Origin of the sequence: Mesoflavibacter sp. SCSIO 43206 (assembly GCF_019904215.1) — a bacterium.
Taxonomy (GTDB): Bacteria; Bacteroidota; Bacteroidia; order Flavobacteriales; family Flavobacteriaceae; genus Mesoflavibacter; species Mesoflavibacter zeaxanthinifaciens.
In genome coordinates this window covers 2,770,151-2,790,609 of sequence record NZ_CP063201.1, presented here as the reverse complement: position 1 = coordinate 2,790,609, position 20,459 = coordinate 2,770,151, and the positions used below count along the sequence as shown (strand labels likewise).

Here is a 20,459-nt window from a genome sequence, read left to right as displayed (position 1 = left end):
CTTTTTATAAGTTTTGTAGAATAAAATTAAGGTTTTTAAATCAAAGTTTATCCAAAAAAAAGAATTAACGTTTCACCCTTAAAAAAAATTAAATATTATGGCAAACAACACTGCAAGCACAGGATTAAAAGTAGCATTAGGTATAGCTTTAGTGTTATTTATTGGTACAGCTGTTTATACTGGATCTTTATATAGTGAAAAACAAGAAACAGAGCAGCAATTAAAAACAGAAAAAAATGATGTATTAGCTAACTTAAATGCAATGAAGTCTAAGTACGACTTGGCATTAAGCGAAAACGAAGTGACTAATCAAAATTTAGTAGATGCAAGAGAAAGAATACAAGGTCTTATAGATTCTTTACAAACTGCAGAAACTAACGTAAAAAGTTTATGGAGGTACAAACAAAAGTATCTTGCATTACAAGAAGAAATGGATGTTTTATTAACAGAAAATGACCGTTTAAAAGTAGAGAATATGCAGCTTGCAACCACTTTAGATAGTACAAAAGTACAACTTGAAGAAAGAGCAATGTTTAATGACTCTTTAATGATACAAAATACAGCATTAGCTGAAGTTATGGAAAATGCAGCTGTTTTAAATACAGTAAATCTTAAAGGATATGGTGTTTTAGTGCGTAATAATGGTAAGTTAGTGCCTATGGAAAGAGCTAGACGTGTAGATAAAATTAGAGTATGCTATACTGTTGCTAAAAACAAGTTAGTACAATCTGGAGATAAGGAGTTATACGTGCAAGTTATTGATCCAAAAAACAATATTTTAGGAGCAAATCAACAAGTAACCTTTGGAGAGCAAACTTTAAATTATAGTGTTATTAGTAAGTTTAATTACGAAAATGGAAACTTAGATATATGTGAGTTTGTAAGTAATAATACAGACGACGATTTTGAAGATGGTCGCTATCAAGTAAACGTATTTAACGGAAACGAATTGGTATCTAGCTCTGAATTTACCCTTAAATAATATTCAGTAACAATGTAGATATTGTTAATTATTCCACTAAAAAGCCCACGTTAATTTTGGGCTTTTTTTTATGCAATAATTTGACCGTTAATAATTACAGTTTCTATATTATTTTCTCCAAAAGAATACGGTAAATAATAGTAGCTAGGTATTTGTTTAGTGATTATTACATTTGCTTTTTTACCTCTGGTGATACTTCCGTATTGTTTGTCTATACCCATAGCGTAAGCACCATTAATGGTTGCTGCATTAATAGCTTCTTCTGGTGTCATTTTCATTTTAATGCAAGCTGTACTTACGACAAAATTCATATTACCACTTGGTGTAGATCCAGGATTATAATCTGTAGCTAAAGCTAAAGGTAAACCTGCATCAATCATTTTTCTTGCAGGAGTATACGGAATACTTAAAAAGTAGGAGCAAGACGGTAACGCAACTGGTATGGTATTACTACCTTTTAAAACTTCAATGTCTTCATCATTCATTTCTTCTAAATGATCTACGCTTAAAGCATTATTTTCTACAGCTAACGCTACGCCACCAAACGTATTAAATTGATTTACGTGTATTTTTGAAGGCATATGATGTTTTTTACCAGCTTCTATGATTTGTTTAGTATCATCTAAATCAAAATATCCTTTTTCGCAAAAAATATCAATGTAGTCTGCTAATTGCTCTTTATTAATTTGCGGTAGCATTTCATTTATAATTTCATCTAAATAACCTTGCTTATTATTTTTATAATGTAGTGGAAGCGCATGAGCTCCTAAAAATGTAGCTCTTACTTTTACAGGAAATTCCTTTTTTATGCGTTTAATTACGCGAAGCATTTTAAGTTCTGCTTCAGGTGTTAATCCGTAACCAGATTTAATTTCTAATGCGCCTGTACCCAACTCCATAACGGTTTTAACTCGTTGTATAGATTGGTTGTAAAGCTCTTCTTCAGAAGTGTTTTGAAGTGTTTTAGCGCTGTTTAATATTCCGCCACCACGATTGGCAATTTCTTCGTAAGTCAACCCATTAATACGGTCTACAAACTCTAATTCACGATTACCAGCGTAAACAATGTGCGTATGAGAATCGCACCACGTAGGTAGCACAAATTTACCAGTTGCATCAATAGTGGTTTCTGCTTCTATGGAAGATGTTTCTTCCATTGGTCCATAACTTACAATGGTATCATTTTCTATTAAGAGATATGCATTTTCTATTGTAGGAAGCGTTTTCATGTCTTTTCCTGCAATAAAGGATGGACAATTTTCTCTAACTTGAAGTAATGATTTTATGTTGGTAATTAATATGGACATATAGTTGTTTTTAGATGAAATTCAAAGATAGATATTTTAAGAAAAATTTATAATTGAAATATTCGTTCTTTTCAATAATAATGCAGTTTGTCGAATATTTAAATCTAAGTCAAATTTTTCGAAAACTTTTTTGTACTATGTCAAGATTAACTAATTTAATCAAATATCCCTTAAAGTAGCAAATGATAACACCTGACTTAATACAAGCATTTAAAGATAATGTAAGTGATTTTTATGATATTTCTTATGAGTCTTTGCACCTTTTAAAAGAAATAACAGAAGTTAAAGAGCTTAAAGCTGGAACCATTTTAGAAAATGTTGGTGATATACCTAACAGCATTTATGTTATTATTGATGGGTATTGTAGGTCTTATTTTGTAAATGAAAAAGGTAAAGAATTTACAAAAGCAATATATAAACCTTTAGATATTTTTACTTCTTTTAATGCTATTATTAAACAAATACCGGCAGATTGTTATTATGCAACATTAACAAAATGTACTGTGATAGTTACAAATTATAACGAATACATTAATTTAAGAGAACAACATCCTGATATATTAAAGTTTCATTTTAGTTATTTAGAAAATGTAATATGTCAAAACGATGTAAGACATAAAGAGCTTTTAAGTATGAATGCTACAGAGCGTTATTTGAGTTTAAGGAAACAAATACCAAATATTGATAATTTAATACCTCAATATCAAATAGCAACTTATTTAAGTATTACACCTGTGCAATTAAGCAGAATAAGAAATAAGTTAAACCATTAACATATGTTAATGCATAAACTTGATGTTTTAAGTATAATTGTATTGTTATAATACTACACACATATTAATAACTAACTCACACACAAAAAAACCGTTAAAAAGTTAATTTTTAACGGTTTCCTTTTTTAAAGTATATAAAGTTATTATTTAAGACTTCCAACCATGTCTTCTGGTTTTACCCATTCGTCATAATCTTCTGCGCTTACATAACCTAAATTAATTGCTTCCTCTTTTAAAGTAGTACCGTTTTTGTGTGCTGTGTTAGCAATTTCGGCAGCTTTGTAGTAACCTATTTTTGTATTTAAAGCAGTCACTAACATTAAAGAGTTGTTTAATAGTTCTTTAATCACAGTGTGGTTTGGCTCTATACCAGATGCACAATTTACATCAAAACTTACACAAGCATCTCCAATTAATTGTGCAGACTCTAAAATATTAGCAGCCATAACTGGTTTAAACACGTTAAGTTCGTAATGACCTTGTGTACCACCAACAGTAATTGCCACATCGTTACCCATAACTTGTGCACAAACCATGGTTAAAGCTTCGCATTGTGTTGGATTTACTTTTCCTGGCATGATAGAACTTCCAGGCTCGTTTGCAGGAATGATAATCTCGCCAATTCCAGATCTTGGTCCAGACGCCATCATACGTATATCGTTAGCAATTTTATTTAAAGACACAGCAATTTGCTTTAAAGCGCCATGACTTTCTACAATTGCATCATGTGCAGCTAACGCTTCAAACTTATTTGGTGCAGTTATAAATGGTAAACCTGTAAATTCAGCAATATATTCTGCTACACGTTTATCGTAACCTTTTGGTGTGTTAAGACCAGTACCAACAGCTGTTCCTCCTAAGGCTAATTCTTTTAAGTGGTCTAACGTGTTTTCTAACGCTTTTAAACCGTGATCTAATTGTGATACGTAACCAGAAAACTCTTGTCCTAACGTTAATGGCGTTGCATCCATTAAGTGTGTACGACCAATTTTTACAACGTTTTTAAACTCTTCAGATTTCTTTTTTAAAGTATTACGTAATTGTTTAACACCAGGTATGGTTGTTTTTACAATTTTTGTGTACGCTGCAATGTGCATTCCAGTTGGGAAGGTATCGTTAGACGATTGCGATTTGTTAACATCATCATTTGGTTGGATGGTTTTATCGCCTTCACCAATAGTTTTACCAGCTAATTGATGTGCACGGTTAGCGATAACCTCGTTAACATTCATGTTAGATTGTGTACCAGAACCAGTTTGCCAAATCACTAACGGAAACTGATCATCATGTTTACCCGCTAAAATCTCGTCACAAACCTTAGCAATAAGGTCGCGTTTTTCTACCGGTAACACGCCAAGCTCGCAGTTAGTGTAAGCAGCTGCTTTTTTAAGGTAAGCAAAACCGTAAACAATTTCTAAAGGCATAGATGCAGGCGCACCAATTTTAAAATTGTTACGAGAGCGTTCAGTTTGTGCGCCCCAAAGTTTGTCTGCAGGCACTTTAACCTCGCCCATTGTATCTTTTTCTATTCTGTATTCCATGGTATAGTTGATTATAAAAATAAGACTACAAATTTATAAAAAATTGAGGTCTTAATTAAGTGAATGTTAATAAGAAATAAATACTTTTTAGGGTTTGGGTTTGAGGTTTTGAATAATTTGTCGAAATTAGTAGTTAGTCGATAATAAGAATTGTAAAATGCTTTATCTTTAACTTATATGCTATTAAAGAAAAATGAAAAAACTGATTAAAGTCAAATTTTATAAAGAGTGTATTCCTAGGAAAGGAATTTGGTATAATCATTCTGGAACAATTTTTATTTCAGTTATGAGAAAAAGTAAACCCTATATAAGAAGAAAATCTATTCTGCTAAATAATAAAAACGATAATGAATTAAGTGAATGGCACAGAGAATGGCAGTATGATAAAATTGAAACACATTATGGTGTTGAAAAATTTGGAATAAAATCTTACGAAATTTCAATATTTATAAATGGTGAGACTCATAGAATTGATAATGTAGTAAAAAATGTTGCACTTGAATTTCAACATACTTTATCTGTCGATATAGAAGAAATTAATTCTAGATTTAATGCACATTCAGAATACGGTTTTATTGCTTATTTAATTATTGACTTAACTAAGTTCTCGAAAATTGAATTTGAGGGTTCTTTTAATTCAGAAAGAAGAAATCCTTTAAAGACTAAATTGAAAAAATGGTTTGAATCTGATTACTGTAAAGCAGAAAACCTATTTGTTAATTTTAATGATGGTATTTATAGAATTGTTAATTCTATAAAAAATCGATACATAGATATGAGTGAGCAGTATTTTTTAGATAACTTATTAAATTTAGAGGATATTCTACAACTTGAAATTGAAAATTATAAAGAAATTGTAGCTCAAGAAAAGGAAAAAGAAAGAGTAAGTCTTTTGAAAATTAGTGAAGAGAGAAGAGTAAAGAATGAAAAAGAAAGAATTGAAAATCTAAAAAAAGAAGAGAGAATTAGAGATAGAGAATTGTATTATTTTTATCAAGAAGTAAAAGATAATGAATATTTTAAGTTTTATAAAAAATGTTATACAAACCCAATAATAAGACCTTATGTTAATAAATATCTTAGTGAAATTTTTGAATATTTTACCGATAATCATATTGAAGATGGAATTTTAGAAAAAAATCACAATTACTATTCAAAATATGGTAATGCACAAATAATATACAGAACAATAAGTATTTTAAAAAAAGAAAAAACTAACTATTGGTATTCAGAAATTATTATTAGAGAAAAAAACAAGATAATAGTTAAATTTAAATGGGAGAAAGGGAAGAGTCCAGTAAAGCAATTAACAAATGAAAGTTTTATATTTTAGTGAAACATACACAAAGTGGCTTTATTTTTATATCTGAATTTTTCTCAAAATATATTATAATAACCAAACTTCTTAACAACTCTGTTAATAATTTTAAGGATAGTGTTGTTTAAAAAAAAGGTAATAAGTATCTTTGCGGTAACAATAAACAAGTAATTAGACGTAATCATGTTCGAATTTGACCAATATTTAGGCTTTTTAGCATTTTTAACTATCTTAACCATAGGATTTTGGTTAATGATTTTTTTAATCACATTTGTAGTTCCTTATTGGATTGGAGGAAGCTTAATAGAGCGTTTAAAAGAAATTAAAGAAGAGAAAAAAGCAAAAAGACAACAGGCTTAAGCTTTTATTAATCATATTTAAAAAGGGAAATTCTAAAATTAGTTTTAAAATTTCCCTTTTTTTATGCTATTTATTAGAGTTGTTTGTCATTCAGAGCGTAGCGAAGAATCTATGTATTTAAGATTATGAGATTCCTCAATTCTTCGGAATGACAAATGATGTTTCTATTTTGAATTGGAATTCTTAGTATGTCACTAAGAGCTGTTACATTGAGCGCAGTCGAAATGAAAGCGAAGCATCTATTTATTTAAGATTATGAGATTCCTCAATTCTTCGTAATGACAGTTGATTGATATTTTAGAATATAAAAAAGGGTTTATTACAATTTAATAAACCCTTTTTATAGTTTGCTAACTGCTAACTGAAAAACTATCCTTCAAATTCATCATCACCATTATAGTTATTATTTCTGCTACCTCTATTACGATCTTTTTTCTGATTAAATCTGTAAATCATAGATAAGGTAATTTGGCGTTGTCTCCATTGAAACTCTGATGTTACACGTTCTGTAGCTGTTGTTGTAACAGAGTTTCTTTTTCTTGAGTTAAATACATCTCTAACATTTAAAGATAGTGTAGCTTTATCTTTAAAAATTTCTTTACTAAAAGCTAAATCCATAGAGAAAATTCCGTCTGTATCAGATTGTGCATCAGATCTTGCACCTCTATAAAATGCATTTGTTTGCCAATCTATTTTTGCTGGTAATGTTACTTTACTACTAAATCTAGCAAACCAACTTGTGTTTTTTGCGCTGTAATCTACACCGTTAAATTCTCCTTCTGTATTAAATTGAAAGAAGTTAATACTAGAGTTTAAACGTAACCATTTTTCTGGGTTGTATAACACACCAAGTTCGGCTCCAGTACGTTTGTTTGTAGATAAGTTAACAGGAATTGTTCTAATAATATTAATACCATCTGTTGTTACACTACCGGTGTTTTCTTGTACACGCTCAAAAGAATCTGTTTCGTGTTGGTAGTACACAGATGTGGTTAATGTTAATTTATCCCAACGTTTTAAATATCCTAAGTCAAAAGTGCTAGAAAATGCTGGGTCTAGATTTGGGTTACCTTGAAAAACTCGTGTTCTACTTGATCTGGTAGGAAAAGGGTTGATAAACCAACCACGTGGTCTGTTTATACGTCTGTTGTAACCTAGTGTTATGCTTTCTTCTTTTTGATCTTCTTTTGCAAGATTATAAATTAAGTTTACTGTTGGGAATAAACCTAAATAGTTTTTATCAAAATCTGTATCAATCGGGAAACCAAAAGCATCGTTTAATTCTTGATCAGATAATCTTGAGTCAATTTTTCCTTTTAATTGTGTATGCTCTAATCTAAGACCTAATAAAAAAGAGAATTTACCTAATTTGGTACCGTATTGCGTGTAAAGTGCATTTACGTTTTCTGAATAATCAAAAACGTTTGTAATAGTATCGTTTACAAATAAAGATCCATCTGTAATGTCTTCTTGTTCTAAAAGATAGTCTGTCACTTCATTTTGAAAACTACCACGGTAACCAGCTTCAAATCTAGAATCTTCACCAATTGGTAATACATAATCTGCCTGTACTAAATATTCTTTTTGATCTTCTGTTTGATAAATTTGTTCTCTTTGAAATGGTTCTGGGTTGGCATCTTCGGTAAAATCATAATTTTCATCTAAAAATGTAAATTGCTCTTCTTTATCAATTACATACTGAAAATCTGCAGTTAATTGATGACCTTTATCATCAAATTTAGTGATGTAATTTAATGCGAATTGGTAGCTGTTATCTTCTTCATTTTGACGCTCGTATCTTGTAGTTTGTTCTACTAAACCACCATTATAACGTTCTGAAATATTTGTAGATAAGTCTGCATCTTCACCATATCTATAGAAAAAACTTCCTGTTAAAGAGGTTTTATCTGATAAGAAGTATTCCATACCAATGTTACCGTTATAATTACGATTAAGTCTAGTAACATCTTGGTCTTCTATAATTTGTCTATATTCTGGTGTTTGTAAAATACCGTCTTCATCTAAATAATCGAAATAATAGGTGTCACTATCACTTGTTCTTGGTGCATCAAAATATCTAAAACCTATGTTTGAAAATAGGTTGAATTTTTCTGTTCTGTAGTTTAATGTTGTAGCAACACCAACTAAATCTGGGTTACCAGCATTTAAATTAATAGATCCATTAAATCCTAAAGTTTCTTTTTGACGAAGAATAATATTTAAAATACCAGCAGTACCTTCGGCATCATATCTAGCAGAAGGCGACGTAATAACCTCTACACGCTCTATTGCTTCTGCAGGAAGCTGACTTAGCACATTGCTGTCTCCAAAACCAGCAAGTGCAGATGGTTTACCGTTAATTAAAATTCTAACATTTTCGTTACCTCTTAAACTAATACCACCTTCAATATCTACAGAAACTGATGGTACATTATTTAAAGCGTCACTTACAGTTCCGCCAGCTGTGGTTAAATCTTTACCAATGTTGTAGATTTTTTTATCAAGTCTAATGTCTACAGTAGTTTTTTCGGCAACGATTTCAATTTCATCTAAGGTTTCTGCATCTACAGATAGGGAAGTGGTACCTAAGTTTGTATTGCTAGTAATTGATTTGTTATTGATTGTTAGCTTTTTAAAGCCAATATATTCGTATGAAATATTATAAGTTCCTGCTGCTACTTTGATGTTGTAATTACCTTTGGTATCTGTTATTCCTCCGGTAACATCACTTGCATCTGTTGTGCTAGTAAATACAATTGTAGCGTATTCTAATGGTGTTTGAGTGTTAGCGTCTACAATTTTACCTTTTACTGTAATTTCTTTTTCGTTCTGAGCAAAAATTAGCGTTGTAAATAAAAGAATAAAACTGGTTAGTATTTTTTTAGTCATAATTAGGTTTTTGTTCTAAGACGCCAAAAATACTTACAGGTTTAACCAGACTTGGTTAAAGCTTTGTTAAATAAAAATGGATAGTGTTAACGTACGTTAATTAGTCTGGAATTATATTAAAGATGCGTTTTGCAGGTTTTCCTATTAGGGCTTTTTCTCCGTTAATAATTATTGGTCTTTCAATAATTTCTTGATACTCAACCATTAGATCCAAAAGCTCTTCGTTATTAAACTTATGATCATCTTGATGCAAGTGATCAAAATTTTCTTTCCAGACTTTACTTTCTTTCCTAATTAGTTCTTCTGGATTAATTTTAAGAAGCTTTATTATTTTTTGAAGTTCTATTTTATCTAAAGGTTTATCCTGATATTTAATAGCTTCTTGGTCATGTTTACTTGTCTCTAAAATTTCTAAACACTTATTTGAGTTTGGAGAGTCTGGGTTGTGATATATTACTATCATTATTGTTTAAGGGGAGATTTTATTACTCTATAATTATTTATGATTTTAAATATTAATGATTAATAGCGATACAATTTAAATAATTTTTTTAATATTTTCAGGTGGTCTTCCAACAATAGCTTTATTTTTATTTACAACAATTGGTCGTTCTATTAACTTAGGGTTTTCAATCATTGCTGTAATTGTTTCATTGTCAGATAATTGTTTGTTTTTGTAGTTTTCTTTCCAAATAGATTCATTTTTTCTAACTAGGTCAATTGGTTTAATACCTAGTAGTTTTATGATGTCAGAAAGTTCTTCTTTTGTAGGCGTATTTTCTAAATATTTTACAATTTCAAAATCTTTACCTGATTCTTCAAGAATTTGTAATCCTTCTCTAGATTTTCTACATCTTGGGTTGTGATATATTTTAATCATATTAATTTTTAGAGGTTATTATTGTCTTCGGTTTGTTGTCCCATCATCATTAAATAAGACTTTAAAAATGGTTCTATATGACCATCCATTACAGCGTCTACATTACCAGTTTCGTGACCAGAGCGTACGTCTTTAACTAACTTGTATGGATGCATAACGTAATTACGTATTTGGCTTCCCCATTCAATTTTCATTTTACCAGCTTCAATATCATCACGTTGTGCCATTTGTTTTTGAAGTTCAATTTCATAAAGCTGAGATTTTAGCATTTGTAGGGCACGAGCACGGTTATCGTGTTGAGATCGTGTTTCGGAACATGAAATTTGAATTCCAGTAGGTTTGTGTGTTAACTGCACTTTAGTTTCAACTTTATTTACATTTTGTCCTCCGGCTCCACTTGATCTAGCGGTGGTAATTTCAATATCTGCTGGATTAATTTCGATTTCAATAGTATCATCAACCAAAGGATAAACATAAACAGAAGCAAAACTTGTATGTCGTTTTGCGTTACTATCAAATGGCGAAATTCTTACTAATCTATGTACACCGTTTTCGCCTTTTAACCATCCAAAAGCAAAGTCGCCTTCAATTTCTAAAGTCACTGTTTTTATACCTGCAACATCACCTTCTTGAAAGTTAAGTTCTTTTACCTTAAAACCATTTTTTTCAGCATACATTAAATACATACGCATAAGCATACTTGCCCAATCGCAGCTTTCTGTACCGCCAGCACCAGCTGTAATTTGTAAAACAGCGCTTAGGCTATCACCTTCTTCAGAAAGCATGTTTTTAAATTCAAGATTTTCTATAGCAGTTTCAGCTTTTTCAAACCTAGATTCTACATCTTCTAAGCTAGCTTCCTCTTCTTTAAAAAACTCATAAATAACTTCTAAGTCTTCTACAAAAGTTTTGGCAGTATTATAATCTTCTATCCATTTTTTCTTTTCTCTAATGGATTTCATGATTTGTTCTGCAGCTTTAGAATCGTTCCAAAAATTCGGGTCAAATGTTTTTTCTTCTTCGTTACGAAGCTCTATTCTCTTTGCGTCTAAGTCAAAGATATTGCCTTAAAGCATTAAGGCGTTTGTTAAGATCTTTAATTTGATCTGTTGTAATCATATAATATATTGTTTGAAACAAAAATAAAATTATTAGCAAGATTCTAAAATTTATTAAAACAATATTTATAGTTTTATCTCTAAAAAATATACTAATGATTATAGATTTAAGAAGTGATACGGTAACTAAACCAACACCAAAAATGCTTGAGGCAATGATGCAGGCTAAAGTTGGAGATGATGTGTATGATGAAGATGAAACAGTTAACGCTTTAGAAGAAAAAATAGCTAATCTTTTTGGAAAAGAAAAAGCTTTGTTTTTTCCTAGCGGGACTATGGCTAATCAAACAGCTATTAAGTTACACACCAATCCTGGCGACCAAGTAATTTGCGATAAATATGCTCATATTTTTAATTATGAAGGTGGTGGCGCATCTTTTAATAGTGGCGTGTCTTGTAAATTAATAGATGGTAATCGAGGAATGTTTACTGCAAAACAGGTTGAAGAAGCAATAAATCCACCAGATTTTTATCATAGTCCGTTAACCAGATTAGTCGAAATTGAAAATACCACAAACAAAGGTGGCGGCGCATGTTGGGATTTTGACGAAATATTAAAAATAAAATCACTTTGTAAAACACATAACTTAGGATTTCATTTAGATGGTGCAAGATTATGGAATGCTTTAGTAGCAAAAGAAGAAACTACAGAACAATACGGTAAAGCTTTTGATACCATATCTGTTTGCTTAAGTAAAGGTTTAGGTTGTCCTGTTGGATCCGTTTTAGTAGGTGATAAAGCAATTATGGAAAATGCAATACGAATTAGAAAGATATTAGGAGGCGGAATGCGACAGGTTGGTTTTCTTGCAGCTGCAGGTTTATATGCTTTAGATAATAATATTGAAAGATTAGCCGAAGACCATAAAAAAGCAAAGTATATAGCAGAATTATTACAACAATCTAATTACGTTAAAAATGTAGAGTCAGTAGAAACAAACATCGTTATTTTTGAATTGTATGAAGAAACAAGCGAAAAGTTTTTGAAATCGCTTTCTGACAATAAAATTCTTATTACCAATATGGGAAATAACAAACTAAGAATGGTAACACATTTGGAAATTACTGATAATGAAGTTGATATGTTAGAAAATGTAGTTAAGTCACTTTTTTAAAAATAAATTTAATATAATTTAAAAGTTGTTTATGTCGTTTTTTTATGCATTTTATCGATTTTTTGGTTTTTCTTAACAGTTAATGTTAAAATAAGTTTGAATAGTGCTTTTTTTGTCTGAAATTAGTTGTAAGATGCTAATTTATAGTCTTTTATTAATCTATTTATAAACTTAAATTAACAAAAAATGAAAAAAGTATTACTAACGATTTTGTCTTTTGTAGCCTGTACAGCAGTATTTGCACAAGACTTACCAACAAATCCTGAACCAGGAAAATGTTACGTTCGTTGTGTTACTCCAGATGTATGGGTAAACCAAGATGTAACAGTACAAGTGGCACCAGCTTATAAAAAGCTATCTGTTGTGCCAGCTAGTTACAACACGGTAACAGAAGAAGTTATTGTGCAAAAAGCAGGAACAGAATTATCAGTAGTTCCAGCAAAGTACGAAACTCAAAATTTTGATGTAGTAGTACAAGAGGCAAGTCAAAAATTAGAAATCATACCATCATCAGTTTCTTACGAAGAGGAAACAGTTGTTGTGCAAGAAGCTAGCCAAAGATTAGAGGTAGTTCCAGCTGTTTACGAAACTCGTACTTTTGAAGTAGTAACTCAACCAGCAACACAGCGTTTAGAGGTTATTCCTGCTAAATACGAAACAAGAGAAGAAACAGTAGTTGTTCAATCTGCAAGTCAAAAATTAGAAGTAATTCCTGCTGTTTGGGGAACACAAACTATTACATATAAGAAAAGAGAATTTGGTAACACTTTAAAAGTTGTACCAGCTAAATTTACTTCTAGTTACCAAGTTATAGAGGTTAAACCTGCAACTGCAAAGTGGGAAATGAGCGATACACCAGCTGCAGAGTGCCAATCAAGTGATCCTAACGATTGTAGATACTGGTGTTATAAAAGTGTACCAGCACAAAACATTACAATAAATACTACTGAATTAGCTTCTGATGCTTCTGTAATAACAACTCCAGGATGTGATAACTCTAACGGTGGAGCAGATGATTGTGGTATGGCTACTTATACTCAAAAAGTTATAGAAACTCCTGCAACAACAAGAGTTATTGATATTCCTGCTGTTACAAAAACAGTTAAGAAAACAGTAATGGTTACTCCTCCAACGACAAGAGTTATCGAAGTGCCTGCAGTAACTAAAACTATGGAGCGTGTTGTAATGGTAACTCCTCCTACAACAAGAGTTATTGATATTCCTGCTGTTACAAAAACAGTTAAGAAAAAAATCATTACTCCAGAAACAACTCGTGTAGTTACCATTCCAGAAGTTACTCAAACAATGAAGCGTGTGGTTATGTCTACACCTCCAACTACAAGAACTATAGATATAGCTGAGAAACGTTCTACAATCAAGAAAACTGTTTTAGCTTCAGATGCTAGAGTAGAAGAATCTGTTGTACCTGCTGTTAATAAAACAGTTACAAAAGAAGTTTTACAAACTAAAGGAGGTTTAACAACTTGGAAAGAAGTTGACTGTAAGTTAGTAGAATATAATGACCTTAACATAAACTGGAATTTAGGTTCTGCAACTTTAACACCTGCAGCAAAAGCAGAAATAGATGCTAAATTATTACCAGTACTAGCAGATGGTGTATCTGTAGAGATTGCTTCTCATACAGACTCAAGAGGATCTAAAGAATCTAACAGATTATTATCAGAAAGAAGAGCACAAGCTGTAACTAATTATTTAATTTCTAAAGGAATTAATTCTTCAAGAATTACTTCTAACGGTTATGGTGAGTCAAGATTAACTAACAGATGTTCTGATGGTGTATCTTGTACAGAAAGAGAACACTTAGCAAACAGACGTACTCAGTTTAGAGTTATCAACTCTAAATAAGAGTAGAAGGACATAATAAAAAAGGAAGCCATTTGGCTTCCTTTTTTTGTTTATACTTTTATTTAAACATGTCCATGCCAGGTATATTTGGCATGCCATCTTTAGCAACAGCTGCTACTTCTGTTTCATGTACTTCTGTAGCTTTAGTAATAGCTTTATTTAAAGTTAAAATTAAATAGTCTTCTAATTGTTCTTTGTCTTTTAGTAATGCATCATCAATGTTAATAGATTTTATCTCTCTATTGGCTGTTAATGTGACTTGCAATAGGTTGTCATTACTTTTTTCATCAACTAAAACAGTATTTAAACGCTTTTTAGTTTCTTCAACTTTTTTTTGGGTTTCTTTAAGCTTACCCATCATTCCCATTAGGTCTCCAAACATCTTTATTAGTTTTTAAATTATAACTGCAAATTTATTAATTTCAATAGATAAATTTCAACTCAATTATTCATTAAATGATTTAGCTGTTTTGTTATTTAACTTTACATTTGCTTTTTCCTAAAAAAAAGAACTTAAAATGACAGATTTTAATTCTGAATTAATAGCTCCAAAAGCAAAAAAAATAAAAAAAGAGCTTACCATACATAATGATGTAAGAGTAGATAATTATTATTGGCTTAATCAAAGAGAAGATAAAGACGTTTTAGAATACTTGAACGCAGAAAATGATTATACCAATGCAGTATTAAAATCTACAGAAAGTTTTCAGAAATCTCTTTTTGAAGAGATGAAATCTCGAATAAAAGAAGATGACCAAAGTGTACCATATAAATTTAATGGATACTGGTATATCACCAAATTTGAGCAAGGAAAAGATTACCCAATTTACACTAGAAAAAAGGAAACTTTAGAAGCAAAAGAAGAAATTTTGTTTGATTGTAACCAAATGGCTAAAGGCTATTCATACTTTAAGTTAGGTGGTTTTTCTGTAAGTGAAGATAATACGTTAGTATCATTTTCAATAGATACTGTTAGTCGTAGACAATATACCATAAAAATTAAAAATTTAATTACTGGAGAGATTTTAGATGATACTATTGAAAATACTACAGGTAGTTCTACTTGGGCTAGTGATAATAAAACTATTTTCTATGCTAAAAAAGATGAAGTTACTTTAAGGTCGGATAAAATTTTCAGTCATAAAATAGGAGAAAAGGTTGAAGATGATAGATTGGTTTTTATTGAAGAAGATGAAACCTTTCATACCTATGTTTACAAGTCTAAATCAAGAAAATACTTAATTATTGGAAGCTCTAGTACACAAACTTCAGAATATCAAATACTACCAGCTAATAACCCTGAAGGCGACTTTAAGGTGTTTCAATCTAGAGAACGAAACCTAGAATACTCTATAGCTCATTATGATGATAGCTTTTACATAATAACCAATAAAGATGGAGCGACTAATTTTAAAGTTCAAAAAACATTAGAAACAGCTACAACAAAAGAAAATTGGGTAGATGTAATACCTCACAGAGAAGACGTCTTAGTCGAAGACATTGAAATTTTTAAAAATTATTTAGTAGTTAACGAGCGTAAAAATGGATTAAACCACTTACGTATAATAAGTTGGGATAAAAAAGAAGATTACTATCTTGATTTTGAAAGCGAAACTTATACAGCAAGCATAGGTAATAACCCAGATTTTAATAGTGATATTTTAAGGTATACATTTAATGCATTAACACAACCAAGTTCTGTAATAGACTATAATTTTAAGACTAAAACTAAAGAAATTAAAAAGGAACAAGAGGTATTAGATAAAAGTTTTGATAAAAACAATTACACTTCCGAAAGGATTTGGGCGACAGCCAGAGACGGAAAAAAAATACCAATGTCTGTTGTTTATAAAAAAGGTATCAAATTAGATGGAACAAATCCTTTGCTTCAATATGCTTATGGAAGTTACGGCTCTACAATAGATCCTTATTTTTCCACAATAAGATTAAGTCTGTTAGATAGAGGTTTTATATATGTAATAGCTCATATTAGAGGTAGCGAATACTTAGGAAGACCATGGTATGAAGATGGAAAACTTCTAAAAAAAATGAACACGTTTACAGATTTTATAGATTGTTCAAAATATTTAATTGAAAAAAAATATACATCTTCAGAGCATTTATACGCAATGGGAGGAAGTGCAGGAGGATTATTAATGGGAGCAGTAATAAACTTAACCCCAGAATTATATAAAGGTGTTATTGCAGCAGTGCCTTTTGTAGATGTGGTAACAACTATGTTAGATGACACTATTCCATTAACCACAGGAGAGTATGACGAATGGGGTAACCCTAACAATAAAGATTATTATCATTACATGAAATCCTATTCACCGTATGATAATGTAGAAGAAAAAGAATATCCTAATTTATTAGTCACTACAGGACTTCATGATTCTCAAGTACAGTATTGGGAACCAGCTAAATGGGTAGCAAAATTAAGAGAATTAAAAACAGACAATAATTTGTTATTGTTAAAAACAGACATGGATGCAGGACATGGTGGCGCATCAGGTAGATTTGAAGCTTTAAAAGAAGTTGCCTTAGAATATGCTTTTTTATTCTATTTAGAAGGAATTACCGATTAATAAAAAAAAATGCTTATTTTTGTCAGGTTTTAGTAATTAAAACCAAAAAATAAGTAGCTTTTAAACAGCATTTATGGAACAAAGTAAACAAGTTTTTAATAGCGCATTAGATCTAATAGGTAATACGCCGCTAATAAAACTAAACAAAATGGCGACTGAGTTTAAAGGAAACTACCATGCTAAGGTAGAAGCTTTTAACCCAGGTCATTCTTCAAAAGATCGAATAGCATTATACATTATTGAACAAGCAGAAAAGCAAGGTATAATCAAACCAGGTGACACCATCATAGAAACTACTTCTGGTAACACAGGATTTAGTTTAGCAATGGTAAGTGTTATTAAAGGTTACGATTGTATTTTAGCAGTAAGTTCTAAGTCTTCAGCAGATAAAATAGACATGCTTAAAACTATGGGTGCAAAAGTATATGTTTGTCCAGCAAACGTAAGCGCAGATGACCCAAGAAGTTATTATGAAGTAGCTAAACGATTACATAGCGAGATTAAAGGATCGGTTTACATTAACCAATATTTTAATCAACTAAATTTAGACGCACATTACAATTCTACAGGACCAGAAATTTGGAACCAAACAGAAGGTCAAATTACTCATTTAGTAGCTTGTAGTGGTACAGGAGGAACAATTTCTGGTACAGCAAAATACTTAAAAGAACAAAATCCAAACATCAAAATTATTGGTGTAGATGCTTACGGTTCAGTATTAAAAAAATACCATGAAACACGTGAATTTGACAAAGATGAAATCTATCCATATCGTATTGAAGGTTTAGGTAAAAATTTAATACCTACAGCTACAGATTTTGATGTTATTGATAAGTTTGTTAAAGTTACAGACGAAGAAAGTGCACATACAGCAAGAGAAATAGCATTAACAGAAGGTTTATTTGTAGGATATACTTCTGGAGCAGCAATGCAAGCCTTAAAGCAACTAAACGAAGAGGACTACTTTAAACCAACAGACAAGGTAGTAGTTATCTTTCCGGATCATGGTTCAAGATACATGAGTAAGGTTTATAGTGATAAATGGATGAACGATCAAGGCTTTTTTGATAGTCAAAATGAAGCAGCAGCACAAAGCATTCAATACGTTAAGTAACGTTTAAAAATATAAAATTAAAGTTAGCCATAATGAAAATTCATTTTGGTTAACTTTTTTGTTAATAACAGATTGACAATTTATTATGCAAGAATAGTAAAATTGCCTAATTTTGCCCAATCTAACTAAATACTAATAGCTTAAGCCATAGGCTTAATAATCATTTAAAGATGAAAGACTTATTTGAGAAAATATACAAAGACAAAGGACCGTTAGGAAAATGGGCGTCGCAAGCAGAAGGTTACTTTGTATTTCCAAAATTAGAAGGACAAATTTCTAATCGTATGAAATTTCAAGGTAAAGAAGTAATTACTTGGAGTATCAACGATTACTTAGGTTTGGCAAATCACCCAGAAGTAAGAAAGGTAGATGCAGAAGCAGCAGCAAAATATGGTTCTGCTTATCCTATGGGAGCACGTATGATGTCTGGGCACACAGATTTACACGAAAAACTTCAAAATGAATTAGCAGAATTTGTTAACAAAGAAGCGGCTTATTTATTAAATTTTGGTTACCAAGGAATGGTATCTACAGTAGATGCGTTAGTATCTAAAGACGATATTATTGTTTATGATGTAGATGCACACGCATGTATAATAGATGGAGTTAGATTACATCATGGTAAGCGATTTACTTACAAGCATAATGATATAGAAAGTTTAGAAAAAAACTTAGAACGTGCTACAAAAATGGCAGAGCAAACAGGTGGAGGAATCTTAGTGATTTCTGAAGGTGTTTTTGGTATGCGTGGTGAGCAAGGACGTTTAAAAGAAATTGTAGCGTTAAAAGAAAAATTCAACTTTAGATTATTTGTAGATGATGCTCATGGATTTGGAACATTAGGGGCAACAGGAGCTGGAGCAGGAGAAGAGCAAGGTGTACAAGACGATATTGATGTGTATTTTGCAACTTTTGCAAAATCTATGGCTAGTACAGGAGCATTTATTGCAGCAGATCAAGAGATTATAGATTATTTAAAATATAATTTACGTTCTCAAATGTTTGCAAAGTCTCTACAAATGCAATTAGTAGAAGGAGCTTTAAAGCGTTTAGATATGTTACGTACAATGCCTGAGTTAAAACAAAACTTATGGAAAATTGTAGACGCTTTACAATCTGGGTTAAAAGAGCGTGGTTTTGATATAGGTACTACACAAAGTTGTGTAACTCCTGTGTATCTTAACGGAAGTATTCCAGAAGCTATGGCGTTAGTTAAAGATTTAAGAGAAAATTATGGTATTTTCTGTTCTATAGTTGTTTATCCAGTAATACCAAAAGGATTAATCTTATTACGAATGATTCCTACTGCGACTCATACTTTAGAAGATGTAAATGAAACATTAGATGCTTTTGATGCAATTAGAGAACGTCTTGTAAATGGTACTTACAAGCGTATGTCTGCCGCATTAATAAAAGCAATGGGCGAATAATTTCCCCTTACATACAAAACAAAAAATCCGATTTAAATATTTAAATCGGATTTTTTTATCTATAATGTTTTTCGGTAAGTGCTTCGTTTTTTTATAATTTTTGGATCAAAGTTTTTCCAGATTTTATGTATAGCTTCATTGTTTTCTAATTCTGGCGTGCGGTAACAATCTTCTATACCCTTTTCTTTAAAGATAGGGTAGTATTCGTTAAAAATAATACCGTGTACACCTTTGTTTTGATAATCAGGATGTACACCAATTAAATAAAAATTTACGCTCTTACTTTGTTTTTTAGCTTTTAAAAGTTTTAAAAATCCAAAAGGAAATAATTTACCATTCATCTCTTTTAATGCTTCAGTAAACCTAGGCATAACAATAGCAAAAGCTACTAGATTATTTTCTTGATCTACAACAAATTTGATGTATTCTGGATTGATAAAGTTGATGTATTTTTTCTTAAAATATTCTTTTTGAATATCAGTAATTTCAACAAAAGAAGATAGTTTAGAATAAGTTAGGTTAAACAAGTCAAACATCTTATCTACGTAAGGCATTATCTCTTTAGTCTTAGTAAAATTAAGTGGTTTTAATTTGTAACGTCTTTTAACTAAATCTTGAATTTTACTAAAAGCTTCAGGATTTACATTACTAAATTTAAAGGTGCTTTCTATGTAGGTTTTTTCAATAATAAAGCCAAGTGCTTCATAATGTTTTTGGTAATAAGAATAGTTGTACCATGTTATCATATCGTTAGGATAATCAAACCCTTCAGTTAAAACACCAACTTTATCTAAGTTAGAGAAACCTACAGGACCTTCAACAAACTCTAAATTATTGTTCTTTCCTATCTTGATTACTTCTTCTATTAATGCTTTACTAACCTCTAAGTCATCAATAAAATCAAACCAGCCAAAGCGCATTTTTTTATCGCCTTGTTTGTTTACTTCTAACCAATTAATAATCGCAGCTACACGACCAACTATTTTACCATCTTTGTAAGCTAATAATAATGTTGCATCTGCATCATTAAACACAGGGTTTTTTTCAGTGTTAAAAACCTCTAGTTCTTGACTTATTATTGGCGGAATCCAATACTTACAATCGTTATAGATTTTAAAAGGAAACTTTACAAAAGCTTTATAATCTGCTTTAGATTTTACTTCTTTAATGGTTATCAT

Annotated in this window: 17 protein-coding genes; 9 read left to right on the top strand and 8 right to left on the bottom strand. The window is 30.9% G+C overall.

Annotated elements, in window-relative coordinates; translation table 11 throughout:
• The first annotated feature begins 97 nt into the window (after positions 1-97).
• A complete protein-coding gene (locus INR78_RS12835) occupies positions 98-982 on the top strand; it encodes a hypothetical protein (protein WP_027878894.1) in 885 nt (294 codons plus the stop codon).
• 68 nt (positions 983-1,050) lie between these two features.
• Here INR78_RS12835 and hutI read toward each other — a convergent pair whose 3' ends face one another.
• A complete protein-coding gene (gene hutI, locus INR78_RS12830) occupies positions 1,051-2,289 on the bottom strand; it encodes an imidazolonepropionase (RefSeq protein WP_223076830.1) in 1,239 nt (412 codons plus the stop codon).
• A 182-nt stretch (positions 2,290-2,471) separates the two neighbouring features.
• Between hutI and INR78_RS12825 the strand changes: the two genes are divergently transcribed.
• Positions 2,472-3,062, top strand: coding sequence for a Crp/Fnr family transcriptional regulator (locus tag INR78_RS12825; RefSeq protein ID WP_223076829.1), 591 nt, complete (start codon positions 2,472-2,474; stop codon positions 3,060-3,062).
• A 143-nt stretch (positions 3,063-3,205) separates the two neighbouring features.
• Here INR78_RS12825 and fumC read toward each other — a convergent pair whose 3' ends face one another.
• On the bottom strand, positions 3,206-4,603 hold the full coding sequence (gene fumC, locus INR78_RS12820; RefSeq protein ID WP_223076828.1) for a class II fumarate hydratase: 1,398 nt from the start codon (positions 4,601-4,603) through the stop codon (positions 3,206-3,208).
• Between the two features lie 193 nt (positions 4,604-4,796).
• Between fumC and INR78_RS12815 the strand changes: the two genes are divergently transcribed.
• Both INR78_RS12815 and INR78_RS12810 read left to right on the top strand, forming a co-directional pair.
• Positions 4,797-5,936 (top strand): hypothetical protein, encoded by a 1,140-nt coding sequence (locus INR78_RS12815; RefSeq protein ID WP_223076827.1) that lies wholly within the window; start codon positions 4,797-4,799, stop codon positions 5,934-5,936.
• Between the two features lie 168 nt (positions 5,937-6,104).
• A complete protein-coding gene (locus INR78_RS12810) occupies positions 6,105-6,281 on the top strand; it encodes a hypothetical protein (RefSeq protein WP_027878899.1) in 177 nt (58 codons plus the stop codon).
• A 369-nt stretch (positions 6,282-6,650) separates the two neighbouring features.
• On the opposite strand, the gene INR78_RS12805 is transcribed toward INR78_RS12810, so the two are convergent.
• From INR78_RS12805 to prfB, 4 genes are all read right to left on the bottom strand, one after another.
• A complete protein-coding gene (locus INR78_RS12805) occupies positions 6,651-9,170 on the bottom strand; it encodes a TonB-dependent receptor domain-containing protein (RefSeq protein ID WP_223076826.1) in 2,520 nt (839 codons plus the stop codon).
• A gap of 100 nt (positions 9,171-9,270) precedes the next feature.
• On the bottom strand, positions 9,271-9,633 hold the full coding sequence (locus INR78_RS12800; protein ID WP_223076825.1) for an ArsC/Spx/MgsR family protein: 363 nt from the start codon (positions 9,631-9,633) through the stop codon (positions 9,271-9,273).
• Between the two features lie 75 nt (positions 9,634-9,708).
• Positions 9,709-10,050, bottom strand: a complete 342-nt coding sequence (gene arsC / locus INR78_RS12795; protein WP_223076824.1) for an arsenate reductase (glutaredoxin) — start codon at positions 10,048-10,050, stop codon at positions 9,709-9,711.
• Between the two features lie 8 nt (positions 10,051-10,058).
• Positions 10,059-11,169 (bottom strand): peptide chain release factor 2 gene (gene prfB, locus INR78_RS12790; protein ID WP_223076823.1). Its coding sequence is split into 2 segments (ribosomal slippage): positions 10,059-11,105 and positions 11,107-11,169, totalling 1,110 coding nucleotides; the frame shifts between segments, so codons are not numbered across the junction.
• Between the two features lie 94 nt (positions 11,170-11,263).
• On the opposite strand from prfB, the gene INR78_RS12785 reads away from it, so the two are divergent.
• Positions 11,264-12,283, top strand: coding sequence for a low specificity L-threonine aldolase (locus INR78_RS12785; protein WP_223076822.1), 1,020 nt, complete (start codon positions 11,264-11,266; stop codon positions 12,281-12,283).
• A 186-nt stretch (positions 12,284-12,469) separates the two neighbouring features.
• A complete protein-coding gene (locus INR78_RS13690; protein ID WP_223076821.1) occupies positions 12,470-14,149 on the top strand; it encodes an OmpA family protein in 1,680 nt (559 codons plus the stop codon).
• 58 nt (positions 14,150-14,207) lie between these two features.
• On the opposite strand, the gene INR78_RS12775 is transcribed toward INR78_RS13690, so the two are convergent.
• Positions 14,208-14,531: a YbaB/EbfC family nucleoid-associated protein gene (locus tag INR78_RS12775; RefSeq protein ID WP_106677936.1), complete on the bottom strand. Its 324-nt coding sequence runs from the start codon at positions 14,529-14,531 to the stop codon at positions 14,208-14,210.
• A gap of 136 nt (positions 14,532-14,667) precedes the next feature.
• Between INR78_RS12775 and INR78_RS12770 the strand changes: the two genes are divergently transcribed.
• The 3 genes from INR78_RS12770 to INR78_RS12760 all read left to right on the top strand — a co-directional run bounded on the left by INR78_RS12770 (position 14,668) and on the right by INR78_RS12760 (position 19,281).
• Positions 14,668-16,737 carry a S9 family peptidase gene (locus INR78_RS12770; RefSeq protein WP_223076820.1) on the top strand — a complete coding sequence of 690 codons (2,070 nt, stop codon included), beginning with the start codon at positions 14,668-14,670 and terminating at the stop codon, positions 16,735-16,737.
• A gap of 73 nt (positions 16,738-16,810) precedes the next feature.
• On the top strand, positions 16,811-17,851 hold the full coding sequence (locus INR78_RS12765) for a PLP-dependent cysteine synthase family protein (protein ID WP_027878908.1): 1,041 nt from the start codon (positions 16,811-16,813) through the stop codon (positions 17,849-17,851).
• A gap of 170 nt (positions 17,852-18,021) precedes the next feature.
• A complete protein-coding gene (locus INR78_RS12760; protein WP_027878909.1) occupies positions 18,022-19,281 on the top strand; it encodes an aminotransferase class I/II-fold pyridoxal phosphate-dependent enzyme in 1,260 nt (419 codons plus the stop codon).
• A gap of 59 nt (positions 19,282-19,340) precedes the next feature.
• On the opposite strand, the gene INR78_RS12755 is transcribed toward INR78_RS12760, so the two are convergent.
• The gene (locus INR78_RS12755; protein WP_223076819.1) at positions 19,341-20,459 is read right to left on the bottom strand and encodes a GTP cyclohydrolase; all 1,119 of its coding nucleotides are present in this window, start codon (positions 20,457-20,459) and stop codon (positions 19,341-19,343) included.